General features: G+C 59.4%; 14 protein-coding genes. 9 read left to right on the top strand and 5 right to left on the bottom strand.

The features are described 5' to 3' along the window. Nucleotides 1-120 precede the first annotated feature (120 nt). Both AXG89_RS16910 and AXG89_RS16905 read left to right on the top strand, forming a co-directional pair. Nucleotides 121-1086 carry a metallophosphoesterase family protein gene (locus AXG89_RS16910; protein ID WP_062171059.1) on the top strand — a complete coding sequence of 322 codons (966 nt, stop codon included), beginning with the start codon at nt 121-123 and terminating at the stop codon, nt 1084-1086. Further along, entirely contained in the window at nt 1083-1430 is a 348-nt protein-coding gene (locus AXG89_RS16905; protein WP_062171057.1) for a cupredoxin domain-containing protein, read from the top strand. The genes AXG89_RS16910 and AXG89_RS16905 overlap by 4 nt, the downstream gene beginning before the upstream one ends. 12 nt (nt 1431-1442) lie before the next feature. Here AXG89_RS16905 and AXG89_RS16900 read toward each other — a convergent pair whose 3' ends face one another. Both AXG89_RS16900 and AXG89_RS16895 read right to left on the bottom strand, forming a co-directional pair. Next, entirely contained in the window at nt 1443-2534 is a 1092-nt protein-coding gene (locus tag AXG89_RS16900; RefSeq protein ID WP_062171056.1) for an aldose epimerase family protein, read from the bottom strand. A gap of 10 nt (nt 2535-2544) precedes the next feature. After that, nucleotides 2545-3753, bottom strand: a complete 1209-nt coding sequence (locus tag AXG89_RS16895) for a XylR family transcriptional regulator (protein WP_062172553.1) — start codon at nt 3751-3753, stop codon at nt 2545-2547. 250 nt (nt 3754-4003) lie between these two features. Between AXG89_RS16895 and xylA the strand changes: the two genes are divergently transcribed. From xylA to AXG89_RS16875, 4 genes are all read left to right on the top strand, one after another. Next, on the top strand, nt 4004-5320 hold the full coding sequence (xylA, locus tag AXG89_RS16890; RefSeq protein ID WP_062171054.1) for a xylose isomerase: 1317 nt from the start codon (nt 4004-4006) through the stop codon (nt 5318-5320). Between the two features lie 251 nt (nt 5321-5571). Then, nucleotides 5572-6615 (top strand): D-xylose ABC transporter substrate-binding protein, encoded by a 1044-nt coding sequence (gene xylF / locus AXG89_RS16885; RefSeq protein ID WP_231941558.1) that lies wholly within the window; start codon nt 5572-5574, stop codon nt 6613-6615. A gap of 87 nt (nt 6616-6702) precedes the next feature. Beyond that, on the top strand, nt 6703-8259 hold the full coding sequence (gene xylG, locus AXG89_RS16880) for a D-xylose ABC transporter ATP-binding protein (RefSeq protein WP_062171052.1): 1557 nt from the start codon (nt 6703-6705) through the stop codon (nt 8257-8259). Continuing rightward, nucleotides 8256-9452: a sugar ABC transporter permease gene (locus tag AXG89_RS16875; protein WP_062171050.1), complete on the top strand. Its 1197-nt coding sequence runs from the start codon at nt 8256-8258 to the stop codon at nt 9450-9452. The genes xylG and AXG89_RS16875 overlap by 4 nt, the downstream gene beginning before the upstream one ends. Nucleotides 9453-9493: 41 nt before the next feature. Here AXG89_RS16875 and tdh read toward each other — a convergent pair whose 3' ends face one another. The 3 genes from tdh to AXG89_RS16860 all read right to left on the bottom strand — a co-directional run bounded on the left by tdh (nt 9494) and on the right by AXG89_RS16860 (nt 13185). Next, complete coding sequence (gene tdh / locus AXG89_RS16870) at nt 9494-10522, bottom strand: L-threonine 3-dehydrogenase (protein WP_062171048.1); 1029 nt, start codon at nt 10520-10522, stop codon at nt 9494-9496. A gap of 15 nt (nt 10523-10537) precedes the next feature. Beyond that, nucleotides 10538-11737: a glycine C-acetyltransferase gene (locus tag AXG89_RS16865; RefSeq protein ID WP_062171046.1), complete on the bottom strand. Its 1200-nt coding sequence runs from the start codon at nt 11735-11737 to the stop codon at nt 10538-10540. 224 nt (nt 11738-11961) lie between these two features. Next, nucleotides 11962-13185 carry a GGDEF domain-containing protein gene (locus AXG89_RS16860; RefSeq protein ID WP_062171044.1) on the bottom strand — a complete coding sequence of 408 codons (1224 nt, stop codon included), beginning with the start codon at nt 13183-13185 and terminating at the stop codon, nt 11962-11964. 200 nt (nt 13186-13385) lie between these two features. Here AXG89_RS16860 and AXG89_RS16855 point away from each other — a divergent pair, with 200 nt between their 5' ends. The 3 genes from AXG89_RS16855 (at nt 13386) to AXG89_RS16845 (ending at nt 16918) form a co-directional block, all read left to right on the top strand. Continuing rightward, nucleotides 13386-15569, top strand: coding sequence for a GAF domain-containing protein (locus AXG89_RS16855; protein WP_062171042.1), 2184 nt, complete (start codon nt 13386-13388; stop codon nt 15567-15569). Between the two features lie 22 nt (nt 15570-15591). Continuing rightward, the gene (locus AXG89_RS16850) at nt 15592-16431 is read left to right on the top strand and encodes an AraC family transcriptional regulator (protein ID WP_062171039.1); all 840 of its coding nucleotides are present in this window, start codon (nt 15592-15594) and stop codon (nt 16429-16431) included. Between the two features lie 97 nt (nt 16432-16528). Next, entirely contained in the window at nt 16529-16918 is a 390-nt protein-coding gene (locus tag AXG89_RS16845; protein WP_062003028.1) for a tautomerase family protein, read from the top strand. Nucleotides 16919-16942: the final 24 nt, after the last annotated feature.

The following is a 16942-nucleotide window of genomic DNA, read 5'->3' as shown; positions in this document are numbered from 1 at the left end:
CGATTTATTCCCCGTTACGCGAGTTTGCGGAAAAAATAAACCTGGAATAAGGCAGGGCGTATTGCAGTTCGATGAGCATGGGGCAATCAAACCCATTTCCAACACTACAAGGAACCCGTCATGCCTGACATCACGAAAGATACAGCGGAGCCCGAAACACTCGGCGAACATGGCGCCAAAAGGCGCACCGCGCTGAGCTGCATGGCGTGGGCCGGCGCCGGCATGCTATGGACGCTCAGCGGTGGCGTCCCCGGCTCGAGGCTTTTGGGCGGCACGGCGCAAGCAGCCCAGGTCGACCGTCACGCGTTCAGCTTCGTGCAGGTCAGCGACAGTCACATAGGCTTCAGCAAGGACCCGAATCTCGATCCGGCGAGCACGCTTCAGGAAGCCGTCGACACGATCCGCGCGTCGAACCAGAAACCTGCATTCATGATCCATACCGGCGACATCAGCCATCTGTCAAAGCCGGGCGAGTTTGATACGGCCGCGCAAATCATCGGCAGCGCGGGACTCGATGTCCACTACGTGCCTGGCGAACACGACGTACTGGTCGACGACGGCAATGCGTATTTCGAACGCTTCTCGAAGCCCGCCGATAAAAAATGGTACAGCTTCGACCAGGGCGGGGTTCATTTTATCGGTTTGACGAATGTGCTGAACATGCGCGGCGGCGGCCTGGGTTATCTCGGCGATGAACAACTTGCATGGCTGAAACAAGACCTGGCGCGCCGTTCGATCAGCACGCCGCTTGTCGTGTTTGCGCACATCCCGCTGTGGTCGTTGTATCCGCAATGGGGATGGGGCACCGATGACAGTGCGCAAGCATTGAGCATGATGAAACGCTTCGGGTCTGTGACGGTTCTGAACGGCCACGTGCATCAGGTGGCGCAGAAGGTGGAGGGCGACATCAGCTTCTACTCGGCAATGTCAACAGCCTTTCCGCAACCTGTGCCGGGGACGGCGGCAGGCCCCGGTCCAATGAAAGTTCCTGCCGACACGCTGCGCACCTTGCTCGGCGTTCGGTCCGTGAATTACGTGCCAGGTCACATGGAACTTGCCGTCGTCGACACGAGGTTGAGCGTATGAACCTTCTTTCTACTCTACGGGTGGTACGGATTGCAACGCTGCTTATCGCAACCAGCGGTGCAACGGGTCCTGCATTTGCCGATGTAGGACCCACGGCCGCGGTCGTCATCGATAATTTTTCGTTCAGTCCCGCGCAGTTGTCGGTGGCGGCCGGAGCGACCGTGACGTGGGAAAACCGTGACGATATCCCTCATACCATCGTCAACGATGCCAAGCCGCGCACGTTCAAGTCACCGCCGCTCGACTCCGGCGAGAAATTCTCTCAGGTGTTCGTCAAGCCCGGTACGTATAAGTACTTCTGTTCCTTGCACCCGCATATGACGGGGATGATCGTCGTGAAATAGGCACGCAGGCATTCACGCGCCATGCCGCACGCCCACGCGATACCAGGTGACCTGCCTGTACGTTTCGCCAGGGCTCACGATCACACTGCCGGCATCCGGCATGTTGACCTGGTTCGGAAACGCGCCCGCCTGCAGGCACAGGCCGGCGTGTTTGCCGTAGCGCCGGCCATGCCGTCCGACGATGCCATCGAGATGATTGCCCGTATAGAACTGCACGCCGGGTGCATTCGTGCCCATGGTCAGTTCGCGGCCGCTGCCCGGGTCGTAAAGGCGCACCACGGGCCTGTGTGAATCACCGCGTTCGCCCACTACATAACAATGATCAAAACCACCTGCGCGCGACAACTGATCGTGCGGCCAGTCGAGCCGTGCACCCAGCGGGGCGCTCGCGCGAAAATCAAACGCGTGGCCCGCGACTTCGGCGCGGCCCTCAGGGATCAGGGCGGCATCGACTTCAAAAAAGGTATCGGCGTCTATGGAGATGACATGGCCGCGGATATCGGCTGTGTCGTCGCCCGAGAGATTGAAGCACGCGTGGTTCGTGAGGTTGACGGGCGTCGGCGCGTCGGACACCGCTTCGTATGCGAGCGTGAGCGTGCCGTCGTCGTCCAGCGTATAGCGCAACTTGGTCGATACCGCTCCGGGGAATCCCGCTTCACCTTCCGGCGATTCATGTGTGAGTTCGATACCGCCATCGACTTCCTGCGCGTCCCATAACGCCCGGTGAAACCCCGCCGCGCCACCATGCAGCAGGTTGCCGCCTTCGTTGCGATCGAGCGAATAGGCCACGCCGCCAAGCGCGAAGCGCGCGTTCTCGATGCGGTTCGCCCAGCGTCCGATCACGCCGCCAAGATACGCATGGCCGGCGAAGTATTCGGCGGGGGTGTCGTGGCCCAGCAGCACGTCCGCCACGCGGCCTGCGCGGTCGGGCGCGTTCCATGAAACCAGCGTCGCGCCCAGGTCACTGATCGCCACGCGCATGCCGTGCGCATTGCGCAGCGTGAACAGCCGGGCGACATCGCCGCCGGGCAGCGCACCCCAGCGTTCGGCGCTTACGCGGACAGAGCCTGTTCGGGCGATGGTAGGCATGGCAGCGAGGTTCATGAAAGAGGGATCAGCCGGGCTGGCCGCATGGCGCGACGGGCAGCCGCTCCTGATACTCGCGCGGCGTGCAGTCGAGCTCGCGCCGGAATACGGCGTACATGTATTGCAACGACGTAAAGCCACATCGGATGGCGACTTCCGCGCTGGAAAGGTCGTGGCGCGCGAGAAGCTGCTTCGCGACATCGAGCTTGTGGTTAAGGATCTCCTGATGCACCGTATGCCCGAGTTCACGCCGGAAATAATCCTCAAGCGAGGAGCGCGATACGCCAACATAATCGGCCACCTGTTCGGTCTTGATGCCCTGGCACGCGTACTGCCGGATGTAGTGGCGAGCACGCATGACATAGGGGCTCGAAACCGGTTGATGGCGTGTCGATTCAAGCACGTTGATGCCGACAGGCGGCACGAGAATCCGTCTGCCATGGAATCGGGCACCGCCCAGCATCTGATGAAGCAGATGCGCGGCGGTTCGGCCCATTTCCTCGGTACCCTGAATGACTGAAGAAAGCGGTATGCGTGTAAGCGAGCGCGTCAACGGATCGTTGTCTATGCCGATGATCGCAACCTGTTCAGGCACGGGTATGCCCGAAATAAGGCACGCCTGAAGCAAGTGACGCGCGCGGGCATCGGTGACGGCGATTACACCAACGGGCTTCGGCAGACTCTCCAGCCACGATGTCAGTTGCGCACTTGCCTGACTCCAGACCGGCGCGCTGGTCGGCAATCCGCGATGAATATCGGCTTCAAGTCCATCCGCCGCAAGCAGCGCCTTGAATGCCAATTCGCGTTCCTGCGCCCAGCGGTTCTCGAGCGACTCTGGCAGGCTATAGAGCGCGAAACGCTGCAGGCCCGCGCCTATCAGATGGGTGTACGCCAATGACATGAGCTTGGCGTTATCGGTGGCAATGTAGGGCAGGTTGGCCGGATAACATGCGCAGTCCGCATACGATGAACCCACTGCAACCACGGGCAACTGCGAATCGCCGAGCGCTTCGGCCACGGCGGGATCGTCGAAGTCCGCGATGATGCCGTCGCCTTCAAAGCGTTCAATCCCGTTAAGCCGGCAGCGGAAATCCTCCTCCAGGAACAGGTCCCACGCAACGCGCGTAGAGAGCAGGTAGTTGCCAATGCCCGTGATCACCTCGCGGTCATACACCTTGTTCGCGTTGAACAGCAGTGCGATCCTGTGCGAAGCCTGAGCGGTCTGGGGTCGTGTCATCGAGCTCCGGACGGGTCTCGCGCCGCATTGCAGCGAGATGCCCGTCATCTCCGTTGCGGCGCAATATGCGCCTCTGTGTTTTGTTCTCGCCGCTTTTTAGCGTTTGCTGATTCTAGGCCTCGTGACAGGTCTGCCGCCAGCCTGATTTCCACTTAGCCCAAGAATCACCATGCGCGCTGGCGGATTTCGCAATTGCCCCGAGGCGGACCAAGCTGGCAGCATGGCGTCACATTAAAAGACGGAGACGCCCATGTCGTATTTCGAACACCTGCCGGCCGTGCGCTATGAAGGCCCTGAGTCCGACAACCTGTTTGCCTTCCGTCACTACGACCGCGACAAGCTGGTGCTCGGCAAACGCATGGAAGATCACTTGCGGCTCGCCGTCTGCTACTGGCATTCCTTTGTGTGGCCGGGCGTGGACATGTTCGGGCAGGGCACGTTTCACCGGCCGTGGCAGCAACCCGGCGACGCCATAGAACGTGCGCATCTGAAGGCCGACGCCGCCTTCGAGTTTTTCGAAAAACTCGGCGCGCCGTACTACACCTTCCACGATACCGACGTCGCCCCCGAAGGCGACAGCATCAAGCACTACGTCAACAACTTCAAAGGCGTGACCGACTATCTTGCGGCCAAGCAGGAAGAGACGGGTATCAAGCTGCTGTGGGGCACGGCAAACCTCTTTTCGCATCCGCGTTATGCTGCGGGCGCCGCAACCAGTCCGAATCCCGAAGTGTTTGCTTTTGCGGCCACGCAGGTTTTCCAGGCGCTGGAAGCGACGCATCGTCTGGGTGGCGAGAACTATGTGCTGTGGGGCGGGCGCGAAGGTTATGACACGCTGCTGAACACCGACCTCAAGCGCGAACGCGACCAGCTCGGTCGCTTTCTCAACATAGTCGTGGAGCACAAGCACAAGACCGGCTTCAAGGGCGCTCTGCTGATCGAACCGAAGCCGCAGGAGCCGACCAAACATCAATACGATTACGATGTCGCCACCGTCCACGGGTTTCTCACGCAGTTCGGTTTGCAAAATGAAATCCGCGTGAACATAGAAGCAAATCACGCAACGCTCGCGGGTCATTCATTTCACCATGAGATCGCGACGGCTTATGCGCTCGGCATCTTCGGCAGTGTCGATGCAAACCGCGGCGACCCGCAAAACGGCTGGGACACCGATCAGTTTCCGAATAGCGTTGAAGAGTTGACGCTTGCGCTCTATGAGATCCTGAAGCACGGCGGCTTTAGCACAGGCGGCATGAATTTCGATGCAAAAGTGCGGCGCCAGAGCGTTGCCCCCGAGGACTTGTTCTACGGCCATATTGGCGCTATCGATGTCATTGCGATTGCCCTGGAACGAGCGGCCATACTGATTGAAAACGACAAGCTGGAGGAATTCAAGAAGCACCGTTATGAAGGCTGGGATACGGAATTCGGCCGCAAGATTCTCTCGGGCGGTTACTCTCTTGAATCGCTTGCCATTGACGCACTCGGACGCCGCGTTAACCCTCAGCATGTGAGCGGGCAACAGGAGTATCTGGAGAACATCGTCAACCGGGCGATTTACGGCTGACGTTCAAGTCTGAAAGCCTCAAGGAAAAACGTTAAAGCGCCCGGCTGATTTCGCAATTGCGCCAGATGCGCATAAAGGCCAGGCTAAGCAAAAATCCAAAGACACAAGCTTTCGTAAAACGACGACCGTGAACACGAATTCGCGGCGCACGCAGTAGATTCCGCCGACGTCTCTTTCTCTCGCACATGCGTGGCCGTGACCGGCTACGCAGGGGATGCATCGGCTAGTCAACCATAAAAAAGGAGTGAGACATGAAGTCTGCAATGCGGAAGTCTGCAATGCGCCGTTCAATTCTGGCCACGTTCGCGTGCGGTGCGATGTTCGCCAGCGTATCCCTGATTCCATCGCTTGCGCATGCCAGTAAGGACAAACCCGAGATCGGCTTTTGTATCGATGACTTGCGGGTCGAGCGTTGGTCACGCGACCGCGACTATTTCGTTGCAGCAGCGACCAAGCTGGGCGCGAAGGTCTCGGTGCAATCCGCCGATGCCAGCGAGGCGCGCCAGATCTCGCAGATCGAAAATCTGATCTCGCGCGGAGTCGATGTCATCGTGATCGTGCCTTTCAATTCGAAGACGCTCGGCAATGTAGTTGCCGAAGCGCACAAGGCGGGTATCAAGATCGTGTCTTATGACCGCTTGATTCTCGATGCAGATGTCGATGCCTACATTTCCTTCGACAACGAAAAAGTCGGCGAAATGCAGGCGCAAGGGGTCTTCAACGCGCAGCCCAAGGGCAATTACTTTTTGCTGGGTGGCGCACCGACCGACAACAACGCGAAGATGTTGCGTGAAGGTCAGATGAAGATTCTGAAGCCGGCCATCGATCGCGGTGACATCAAGGTCGTCGGTCAGCAATGGGTGCCGGAATGGAGCGCCGCGACCGCGCTGCGCATCACCGAAGACGCGCTGACGGCGAACAACAACAAGATCGACGCTATCGTGGCATCGAACGACGGCACAGCCGGCGGCGCCATTCAGGCGCTTGCCGCGCAGAAACTGGCGGGCAAGGTGCCCATTTCGGGCCAGGACGCAGACCTGGCCGCAGTCAAGCGCCTCGTTGACGGCACGCAGACCATGACGGTGTACAAGCCGCTCAAGCTGATTGCGGGCGACGCAGCCAAGCTCGCTGTCGATCTGGCGAAAGGACAGCCGCCTGCCTTCAACGCCAAGTACGACAACGGCAAGAAGCAGGTCGATACCGTGTTGCTGCAGCCGACGCTCCTGACGAAGGCCAATGTCGATACCGTCATCAAGGACGGTTTCTATACCCAGTCGCAACTGGCTGGCAATTGACACTTGGTGCATGGATGAGCGGCGCGTGAGGGTCTGAAGAGCGCTTCTATAGCGGCCTTCACGCGCAATCACGTCAGGGACATATGCATGGCAAATGCGCTGCTGGAAATGCACGGCATCGTCAAGACGTTTGGCGGGGTGAAGGCGCTCGACGGTATCGACCTGGTGGTGGCGCCCGGTGAATGCGTCGGCTTGTGCGGCGAAAATGGCGCGGGCAAGTCGACGCTGATGAAGGTCCTCTCAGGCGTCTATCCGCATGGAACATGGGATGGCGAGATCCTTTGGGAAGGTGAGCCTTTACGTGCGATGAACATCCGCGATACCGAGAACGCCGGCATTGTCATCATCCACCAGGAACTGATGCTCGTGCCGCAATTGTCCGTCGCGGAAAACATCTTCCTCGGCAATGAAATCACGCTGAGCGGCGGCCGGATGAACTATGCCGCGATGTATCAGCGCGCGGACGAATTGCTGCGCGGCCTCAACATCAGCGGCATCAACGTCGCGCAGCCTGTGATGAACTACGGCGGTGGTCATCAGCAACTGATCGAGATTGCGAAGGCCTTGAACAAACGCGCGAAGCTGCTGATTCTGGATGAACCATCGTCGTCATTGACGGCAAGCGAGATCAGTATCCTGCTCGATATAGTGCGCGATCTGAAGAAGCGAGGCGTCGCGTGCGTCTATATCTCGCACAAGCTCGATGAAGTCGAAGCCGTATGCGACACAGTCACTGTGATCCGCGATGGCAAGCACGTCGCCACGCAGCCCATGAAGGGTTTGGGCACGGACGCCATTATTGCGATGATGGTGGGCCGCGAAATCAAGAATCTGTTTCCACGGGAGCCGCATGAGATTGGCGAGGTGATTTTCGAGGCCAGGAACGTAACGTGTCTCGACGTCACCAATGCGCAGCGAAAGCGCGTGGACAATGTTTCTTTCTCGCTGCGCAAAGGCGAGATTCTCGGCGTGGCAGGGCTGGTGGGTGCGGGGCGGACCGAACTGATGCAGGCCATCTTCGGCGCGTATCCCGGGGTGAGCGAGGCGGATGTTTATCTGAATGGCAAGAAACTGAAGATCAGGACGCCCGCCGATGCCATCAATGCCGGTATCGGGATGGTGCCGGAAGACCGGAAGCGCCATGGCATCGTGCCGCAACTCGGGGTGGGTCATAACATCACGTTGGCTGTCCTCACACGCTTCGCAAAGGGCGGCCGTATCGATTCCGCTGCGGAACTCGACACCATTCACACCGAGATGAAGCGGTTGTCGGTTCGCGCCGCGACGCCCATGTTGTCAATTGCGAACTTGTCGGGCGGCAACCAGCAGAAGGCCGTGCTGACCAAGATGCTGCTGACGAACCCCGCCATCCTGATCCTCGATGAACCCACTCGCGGTGTGGATGTCGGCGCCAAGTTCGAGATCTACAAGCTGATGTTTGCGCTGGCACGGCGAGGGGTATCGATCATCGTCGTATCATCGGAGCTCAATGAAGTACTTGGTGTCAGCGACCGCGTGCTCGTGATAGGCGAAGGCGAACTGCGCGGCGATTTCATCAACGAAGGACTGACGCAAGAACATATCCTGGCTGCAGCCATTGGCGCGCCATCCCAGGCAACCCCTATCCAAGCGAGCGTCGCATGACACCTGACGTGACTTCGTCCCCAAAGCGCAGCACAGCCGGTAATGTGCGCACGAGTTCCGGTCAACGCTTCAGGCAAGTGTTCACGCGCTATAAGCTGCTTGCGCTGCTGCTTGCGGTTGCGGTCATCTGGATCTTCTTTTCATTCCTGACCGATGGCGCGTTCGTCACGCCGCGAAACCTGTCGAACCTCCTCAGGCAGATGTCGATTACCGGCATGCTTGCATGCGGCATGGTCTTCGTGATCATTGCCGGTGAGATCGACTTGTCGGTTGGATCGCTGCTTGGACTGCTCGGTGGCGTGGCTGCGATTCTCGATGTTTCATATCACTGGCCAATCCAGTTCACGGTGCCCGCCGTGATGCTGCTTGGCGTCGCGATCGGGCTCTTCAATGGATGGTGGTCCACGTATCTGCGGGTGCCCTCGTTCATTGTGGGGCTCGGCGGGATGCTGGCCTATCGCGGCGTGCTGCTCGGGGTGACGGGCGGCTCGACTATCGCGCCTGCATCGGAGCATCTGGTCTTCATCGGGCAGGGGTACTTGCCCCGGCTGGCCGGCAACGCACTGGCACTGGTCATGTTCGTGATACTCGTTGCGTTGACCGTGCGTCAGCGGCAGAACCGGCAGCGATACAAGCTCGCTGTCGTGCCGCTCTGGCAGGATGGCGTCAAGATAATCGCGGCAGGTCTGGTGCTGGTTGCGTTCGTGACGACGCTGAACCGGTATGGCGGGATTCCGGTGCCTGTACTGTTGCTGCTGGCGCTGCTTGGGATCTTTACCTACATTGCCACGCAGACCGTGTTTGGCCGGCGCATCTATGCCGTGGGTTCCAATCTCGAGGCGACCCGTTTGTCGGGCGTGAATACCAATCGCGTGAAGCTGATGATTTTCGCGCTGATGGGATTGATGTGCGCGCTTGGCGGTCTGATCAACACCGCACGGTTGGCGGCGGGGTCGCCATCTGCGGGGACGATGGGCGAACTGGATGCAATCGCGGCATGTTTTATCGGCGGGACATCGATGCGCGGCGGTTCCGGCACGGTCTACGGAGCGCTGATTGGTGCGCTGGTGATGGCAAGCCTCGACAACGGCATGTCGATGCTCGATGTCGATTCTTACTGGCAGATGATCGTGAAGGGCGGGATCCTGGTGCTGGCGGTGTGGATCGATGTGATTTCAGGGGATCGGCGTTAAGGCGATAACGGGGGCATGCACATGCCCCCGAGCGTCAGGCACTATACGGTCCAATCCAGAATCACCTTTCCGCTCTGCCCGGAAAGCATGGCGGCAAACGCTTGCTGATAATCATCGACCGCAAACCGATGCGTCAGGATCGGCGAAAGATCAAGCCCGCTCCGCAACATGGCCACCATCTTGTACCAGGTCTCGAACATCTCGCGTCCGTAGATGCCCTTGATTTCCAGTCCCTTGAAGATGACCTGGGTCCAGTCTATCGCCATCTCCGCTGGCGGAATGCCCAGCATCGCGACCTTGCCGCCATGATTCATGGCCTCGAGCAGCCCCTTGAATGCACTCGGCACGCCGGACATTTCCAGTCCCACATCGAAGCCTTCCGTCATGTGAAGTTCCGCCATCACATCGCGCAGTGCAGTCTGCGTAACATTCACCGCCCGCGTGGCCCCCATCTTCCGCGCAAGTTCGAGGCGATATTCGTTCACGTCGGTAATCACCACATTGCGTGCGCCTACATGCTTGGCAATCGCCACGGCCATGATGCCGATAGGGCCTGCGCCTGTGATCAACACGTCTTCGCCGACGAGATTGAACGACAACGCCGTGTGCGTGGCGTTACCGAACGGATCGAAGATCGCCGCGAGGTCATCGGAGATTTCCGGCGGGATCTTGAAGGCGTTGAACGCTGGAATCACCAGGAATTCAGCGAACGCGCCCGGCCGGTTTACACCGACGCCGACCGTGTTGCGACACAAATGCCGCCGTCCCGCACGGCAATTACGGCAGAAGCCGCACGTGATATGGCCTTCACCCGAGACGCGATCGCCAATTGCGAATCCGCGTACCTCTTGTCCCATTTCCACGATCTCGCCAACATATTCGTGCCCCACATGCATGGGAACGGGAATGGTTTTTTGAGCCCAGTCATCCCATTTCCAGATATGGATGTCGGTGCCGCAGATCGCGGTGCGCGTGATGCGGATCATCACGTCGTTGTGCCCGACCTCGGGCTTCGCCACGTGCGTCAGTGTCAGCCCCGGTGCGCGTTCCAGCTTGGCCAATGCTTTCATGATGGTCTCGATGTCCTAGATGATGCCGAGTGAACGGCCAACACGCGCGAACGCATCGACGGCGCGATCGATTTGCTCCGGCGTATGCGCGGCGCTCATCTGCGTGCGGATGCGGGCGCGACCCTTGGGCACGACCGGAAACGAAAAGCCGATCACGTAGACACCTTCCTGCAGGAGTGCATCGGCCATGCGGGACGCAACCTGGGCGTCGCCGAGCATCACGGGGATGATCGGATGTTCGCCGGGCACGAGCGTAAAGCCGAGCGCGCTCATGGCGTTGCGAAAACGCGCGCCGTTGCTGCTTACACGCGAGCGCAACTCGGCGCCTTCGGCGCTGCCGAGCAGTTCGAGCACCTTGAGCGTGGCCGCGGCAATGCTCGGCGTGAGCGTGTTGGAAAACAGGTAGGGACGGGAGCGCTGGCGCAACAACTCGACAATCTCGCGGCGCGCGGCAACATAGCCACCCGATGCGCCGCCGAGCGCCTTGCCGAGCGTACCCGTGATGATGTCGATGCGCGAAAGCACGCCGCAATGTTCAGGCGTGCCGCGCCCATGCTCGCCGATAAACCCCACCGCGTGCGAATCGTCGACCATCACGAGCGCGCCATAACGGTCCGCCAGATCGCAGATGCCGGCGAGATCGGCAATGATGCCGTCCATTGAAAACACGCCGTCGGTTGCGATCAGCTTGAAGCGCGCGCCGACTGCGTCGGCTTCACGCAGCCTGGTTTCCAGATCGGCGAGATCGTTATTCTTGTAGCGATAGCGCTTTGCCTTCGACAAACGCACGCCGTCGATAATGCTCGCGTGATTGAGTTCGTCGCTGATGATCGCGTCGGACTCGTCGAGCAAGGTCTCGAACAAGCCGCCATTGGCGTCGAAGCAACTCGAGTAAAGAATGCAGTCGTCCGTTTGCAAAAACGACGCCAGCGCCTGTTCGAGTTCCTTGTGAACGCTTTGCGTGCCGCAGATGAATCGCACCGAGGCCATGCCGAAACCATCGCGGTCGAGGCCTGCTTTCGCTGCTTCGATCAGGCGCGGATCATTGGCCAGGCCGAGATAATTGTTGGCGCAGAAGTTGAGCACTTCGTCGCCGGTGGCGAGCCGGATATCGGCTGATTGAGGACTAGATATGACGCGCTCGGACTTGTAGAAACCGTCTGCGCGGATTTGGTCGAGCGTATTGCGTGCATGTGCAATATACGGATCATGCATGGACTGGTCTCCTGTGTAATGCGAGGTCCGCTGGGCCACTTGTGATGGCTTTGCGTCCAATGGCGGTTTGTTGCGCTAAGCTTCTTGATCAGGCATCAGCTTAGCTGATTTGATCGTCATCCCGAACAGCATTTTGCGGCGGCCAAGCGCCTGAATGCGCCGCCAGAAAAATACGGTGGTGTTGGGCGACAGTATCTGGCACGGCTAGCCGCCCGCCCCCGACCTTAAACTGCCGCGATCATTCCCTGGCCCGCATCGTGGTCCGTCGCGATCGGCGATGCGTCGGCGCAAACCCGGTTACGCCCCGAGTCTTTCGCCCGATAAAGCTGCGCATCCGCCGCTCCGATTACGCTGTCCTCGGTCACGCGCGCTGTGCTGCGTGCACAATCCACGACCACCACGCCGAAGCTCGCGGTAGCACGTATCTCGCGTCCGTCCCATGCTTTCGACGCAGCCATTTCGAATGCCTGCCGGATGCGTTCTGCGAGCGCCGTGGCGCCGGCAATATCGGTTCGCGGCAACAGCAGGACGAATTCTTCTCCGCCATAGCGAATGACGCTGTCCACGTCATGGCGTGTGTGCGCGAGCAACAAGGCTGAAAATGTCCGGATGACTGCGTCGCCGGCGGGGTGGCCGTAACTGTCGTTGATCTGTTTGAACTGGTCGATGTCACACAGGACCACCGCGAGTTTCGAGCGGGTTTCGCGTGCTCGCTGGAGTTCCGCGTTGAACAGCACGTCGGTGAGGTAGCGCCGGTTGAAACAACTTGTCAGGTAGTCGCGAACCGACAGATTCCTGAGCAGCGCGTGCTGGCAGAACTCGTCGCGTGCGAGCCGGTTATGGCGGCGGGCAGTGACGTAACCGAGGGCGTTGGTAAATACGAGCAGCATGGACGAAGTCAGCAGCGACGACGGATCGAGCATGCGCGACGCCGAGGAAATGGCGATAAATGCAAACGTCGCCGCCACGCTGATCGCAAGAGCGTAGACCAGCTTGTTCGGAATGAAGTTGTAGGCGACGATCAACATGATGCACATGGACATCTCGTGAACCGACATTCCGCCCGACCGCAGCCACGTGATCAGCATGAAGACCGCGAAGCCGACGATTTCCACCACGCTCGCCGCTGCACGCAGCGCGGGGACGGAATTGCGCTGTGCGCTTGCGGCACGCAAACAGATTGCGCAGGTCAGCCCGACCAGGCAGCGCGCCAGAAACAGCAGGAGAGCCGCCCGAGAATAGCCAAGGGCGCCGACGTCGGTGATGGCGAAGGCGATATAGAAAAGGCTGCAGAAAACGAGCGTCCGCACGAGCGCAGTGTGGTGCGCGACGCGCTGATAACGCTGGAACTCGTGTTCCACCGACGCGTCTTCGAACTCTGACCATAGCCTGTCAAGTTTGAAATTCGTCCCGGCGTCAAACCGTGAAATTTCGGTCAGTTCTGCCATCTCTCGCCATTTTTTCGATGTCGCCGTTTGGGGCAACATGATAAGTCATTTTTATCGTGCGCAAGATAGCGCGCATTGGGATGCAATCATCAGTACGCGAGCGGCCCGATTGAAGGTTTTTATTTGAAATCGGCCTAGCCGGAAAATAACCTATCTCAAAATACATTAAATTAACTCATGTGCAGCGCGTAAGCTGTCACATGAACAATAGCCTGCCGACCGATACGCTCATCTCTTGTGAAAACGAGCCGATTCAAGCCCCTGGGAGCATCCAGCCGCACGGGGCACTGATCTGTTTCGCCTCGGACGGCCGTGTGCTGGCACGCAGCAGCACGGCCGAAACATGGCTGGGTACCTTGCCCGGAATTGGCGAGGCGCTGACTCCGCGCTATCTGAACGCCTCAGCACGCATTGCGATCGATGCCGCCCTTCAAGACCCCAGCCATGCCGGCGACAGCGTCGAGTGGGAAAGAAGTGACGGCATGCGATTTGACCTGGTCATGCATTGGTCCGACGATAACCTGATGGTCGAGTGGGAGCATATCGCCAACCAGACCGTCATGCTGGCGCATTACGCAGCGCTCGCCCGGAACACGATCCGGCGTTTGCAGGAGCGCAAGTACACATCGGTCAACGAAGTGCTGCAGGCCGCGGCGGACACCGTCAGGGTCATGACCGAATGCGACCGGGTGATGGCGTACCGGTTTCTCGCGGACGATAGCGGAGAGGTCATTGGCGAGTCGCGTCGGGAAGACCTGGTGTCGTACCTGTATCAGCGTTTTCCCTCCGGCGACATCCCCGCACAAGCGCGCCGGCTTTATGTGCTGAGTCCGATCCGGCAGATCTCCTCGGTCAACGCTGTCGCTGTGCCGATCGAACCCTTGTTGAATCTTGAAACGAATCGCCCTTACGATCTCAGCCACTCCGTCTTGCGCAGCGTGTCGCCGGTTCATATCGAATATCTGAAGAACATGGGCGTTGCTGCTTCAATGAGCATTTCCATTGTCATCAACGAGCGCCTGTGGGGCATGATCGCCTGCCACCATATGAGCGACCACCGCGTTCCTCATGCAATCCGGCTGTCGTGCATCTTGTTCATGGAAGTGGTGACCATCCTGCTTCAGCAACTCGAACTCGAACAGCGCGTCACGGCCGAGCAAAGCGTGCGGGTCCTGGGTGCGGAAGTGGCTTTTGCGATGCGGCAAGCCGACGATCCCGTCGCAGGTCTGGTGGCCGCGGCAAGCGGCATTTCGGCAATGATCGGAAGCGATGCGGTGGCGATTGTCGTCGATGGCCAGACCGTGATGCTCGATGCACCCTGGCTCGTCGATAAAGCGGCGCTCCTTGGTATTGCGGAGCACATGCGCGAAGCGGGTTCCGACTTGATCGTCATTGAATCGCTCGCCGACACGCAGCCGCACCTGATCAGGCCAATGACACCAACGGGCGTTGCCGCGGGACTGCTTGCCATTCAAATGAACGGCGACGCGCGCATCACGATCATCTGGTTGCGCAACGAACTCGTGCAAACGATCAACTGGGCGGGTGCGCCGGACAAAGTGGTCGCGATGGGGCCGAACGGAGCGCGTCTCACGCCGCGCGCTTCGTTCGAAACGTGGAAACAGGTCGTGACCGGACGCTGCCGCCCATGGACGGAGACAGACGTTTTCGCCGCGCGCGAACTCAAGTCTATTTTGCAGGACGTCGCGCTGCAGCGTTTGCGCGACGCGGATCGCTCCCGGATGATTTTGTTGGCCACGCTCGCTCACGATTTGCGCGATCCGCTGCAATCGGTGGATCTGGCGGTCCAGCTCATGCGCAGCGGTCTGGCGAGCGTGCAAGACGCGGCGCAGCGTGTGGAGGGATCGACACGGCGAATGCAATCGCTCATCACCTACATACTCGATGTCAGCCGCATCAGAGCGGGCATGGGCCTGATCCTCGAGCGCCGGAAAACGCCGCTGACCGAATCATTGAATGCGACGGTCAATCAGCTTCGCCAGACTTACCCGGGCATCACCATAGAATATGCATGTCCTGAACTGGGCGATGCCGAACTCGATGAAGACCGGTTTGCGCAAGCCCTCGGGAACCTGGTCAATAATGCGCGCCAGCATGGGGACATGAGCGAACCGATCCGGATTACCGGGGCGCTGAATGGGGTCCTCAGAACGATTGCAATTCGCAACCGTTTGTTGCGCAAACAGACGGTGTCGTTTGCGCGACTGGTGGATCCCTTCAAGAGCGGTGCGCTTGCCAGTCCGAACAACAAGGGCGGAATGGGCCTTGGCCTCTACATTGCCAATGCCATCGTCAGAGGCCATGGTGCAACGCTCGATGCAGTCTTCACCGATAATGAAGCGTGTTTCACCGTGACGATTTAGCCTTGCAGGAGGACGGCGGCCCATGAATGACTTCATTTTGCCGCCGCAGGAAAATCGCGCGAAGCTCTGGCGCGAGCCGTCGTTGTTCAATACAGAGTTCCTGCGTGCGACCTATCCGACGCATACCTTCCCGCAGCATTCCCACGACGAATACGCGCTTGGTTTTATCGAACGTGGCGCGCAGATGTTTTCCGAAGGCCAGCGCGAGCGCACGGTCATGCCGGCCGGCACGATCTGCGTAATCAACCCGGGCCAGTTCCACGAGGGCGGCCCGGCGACCGAGGGCGGATGGGACTATCGGATGATCTATCTGCCGCGTTCGGCACTGGCGAACATCCTTGGTATTGAGGGAGCATTGCCGGAAAGTGCCTTACCGTATTTCAATGACCCTGTAATCGACGATCCCGCCTTGGTTCGCGTGATGCGGGCAGCGCATTCGTGCTCGGAATCACCGGACGTGTCGTGGCTGGAAAAAAGCACCCGGCTTACGCTGGCGCTTCGCCAGCTCGCGTCGCGCCACGGACAGGGCGAGCGGCCTGGCTTTCTGCCGGGCGCCGCGTCTGGTGCAGTCACGCGTGCGCGTGAATATATCGACAGTTGCATTGAAGCGAACCCGACACTCGATGAAATCGCCACTGCAGCCGGCCTGAGTTCCTTCCATTTGTTGCGTCAGTTCAAGCTTGCTGTCGGCTTGCCGCCCCACGCCTATCTGATGCAACGGCGCGTCGACCAGGCAAGGCGGTTGTTGCTCAAAGGTCACCCGCTTCGCGAAGTGGCGATCAGGGTCGGCTACGCAGACCAGGCCCATTTCAGCCGTGAATTCCGCCGCTTCTATGGCGTCTCGCCAAGCACCATCCGTTAAATAAACCGCAAGATTCTTCAAATCGCATCGTCAGCCTGCGTCCATGATGGGAATGCGGTTCAAGCCCGTTTTTTCAATCACTAGCCGAGGTAACAAGATGCCGTTAGTCAGAGTCGATTTGTCCAGGGATGCATCCCCGGAAGTGGTCAGTGGCATCAGCGATGCCATCTACGAAGCCATGATCACCGTGGCGAACGTGCCCGTGCACGACAAGTTCCAGGTATTTTCGCGTCATGCCGCGAACGAAATCATTTACCCGAAAGAGGGATATCTCGGTGTGAGTTATACGCCGGAGATCGTGTTGATCCAGGTGACATGGAATGCAGGACGCAGCATTGAAGTGAAGAAAGCGTTTTATCTTGCGGTGGCGAATGGCATCCATGAAAGAACCGGCCTGCGAAAGGAAGACATCTGCATCAATCTGGTCGATGTCAACCGCGAGGACTGGTCGTACGGCAACGGAGAGATGCATTACGCACCGAAGTAGCGGCCGATCTGGCCGCGAAAACCA

Origin of the sequence: Burkholderia sp. PAMC 26561, assembly GCF_001557535.2 — a bacterium.
Lineage (GTDB): Bacteria > Pseudomonadota > Gammaproteobacteria > Burkholderiales > Burkholderiaceae > Caballeronia.
The sequence above is the reverse complement of the archived record's forward strand: the minus strand, read 5'-3'. Positions and strand labels throughout refer to the sequence as shown.

Excerpts from the sequence above, each read along its gene's own strand:
- AXG89_RS16895 (WP_062172553.1), bottom strand. The coding sequence starts at position 3,753 with ATGACACGACCCCAGACCGCTCAGGCTTCGCACAGGATCGCACTGCTG.
- AXG89_RS16900 (WP_062171056.1), bottom strand. The coding sequence starts at position 2,534 with ATGAACCTCGCTGCCATGCCTACCATCGCCCGAACAGGCTCTGTCCGC.
- AXG89_RS16855 (WP_062171042.1), top strand. The coding sequence starts at position 13,386 with ATGAACAATAGCCTGCCGACCGATACGCTCATCTCTTGTGAAAACGAG.
- xylF (WP_231941558.1), top strand. The coding sequence starts at position 5,572 with ATGAAGTCTGCAATGCGGAAGTCTGCAATGCGCCGTTCAATTCTGGCC.
- AXG89_RS16850 (WP_062171039.1), top strand. The coding sequence starts at position 15,592 with ATGAATGACTTCATTTTGCCGCCGCAGGAAAATCGCGCGAAGCTCTGG.
- AXG89_RS16865 (WP_062171046.1), bottom strand. The coding sequence starts at position 11,737 with ATGCATGATCCGTATATTGCACATGCACGCAATACGCTCGACCAAATC.
- tdh (WP_062171048.1), bottom strand. The coding sequence starts at position 10,522 with ATGAAAGCATTGGCCAAGCTGGAACGCGCACCGGGGCTGACACTGACG.
- AXG89_RS16875 (WP_062171050.1), top strand. The coding sequence starts at position 8,256 with ATGACACCTGACGTGACTTCGTCCCCAAAGCGCAGCACAGCCGGTAAT.
- xylG (WP_062171052.1), top strand. The coding sequence starts at position 6,703 with ATGGCAAATGCGCTGCTGGAAATGCACGGCATCGTCAAGACGTTTGGC.
- xylA (WP_062171054.1), top strand. The coding sequence starts at position 4,004 with ATGTCGTATTTCGAACACCTGCCGGCCGTGCGCTATGAAGGCCCTGAG.
- AXG89_RS16905 (WP_062171057.1), top strand. The coding sequence starts at position 1,083 with ATGAACCTTCTTTCTACTCTACGGGTGGTACGGATTGCAACGCTGCTT.
- AXG89_RS16860 (WP_062171044.1), bottom strand. The coding sequence starts at position 13,185 with ATGGCAGAACTGACCGAAATTTCACGGTTTGACGCCGGGACGAATTTC.
- AXG89_RS16845 (WP_062003028.1), top strand. The coding sequence starts at position 16,529 with ATGCCGTTAGTCAGAGTCGATTTGTCCAGGGATGCATCCCCGGAAGTG.
- AXG89_RS16910 (WP_062171059.1), top strand. The coding sequence starts at position 121 with ATGCCTGACATCACGAAAGATACAGCGGAGCCCGAAACACTCGGCGAA.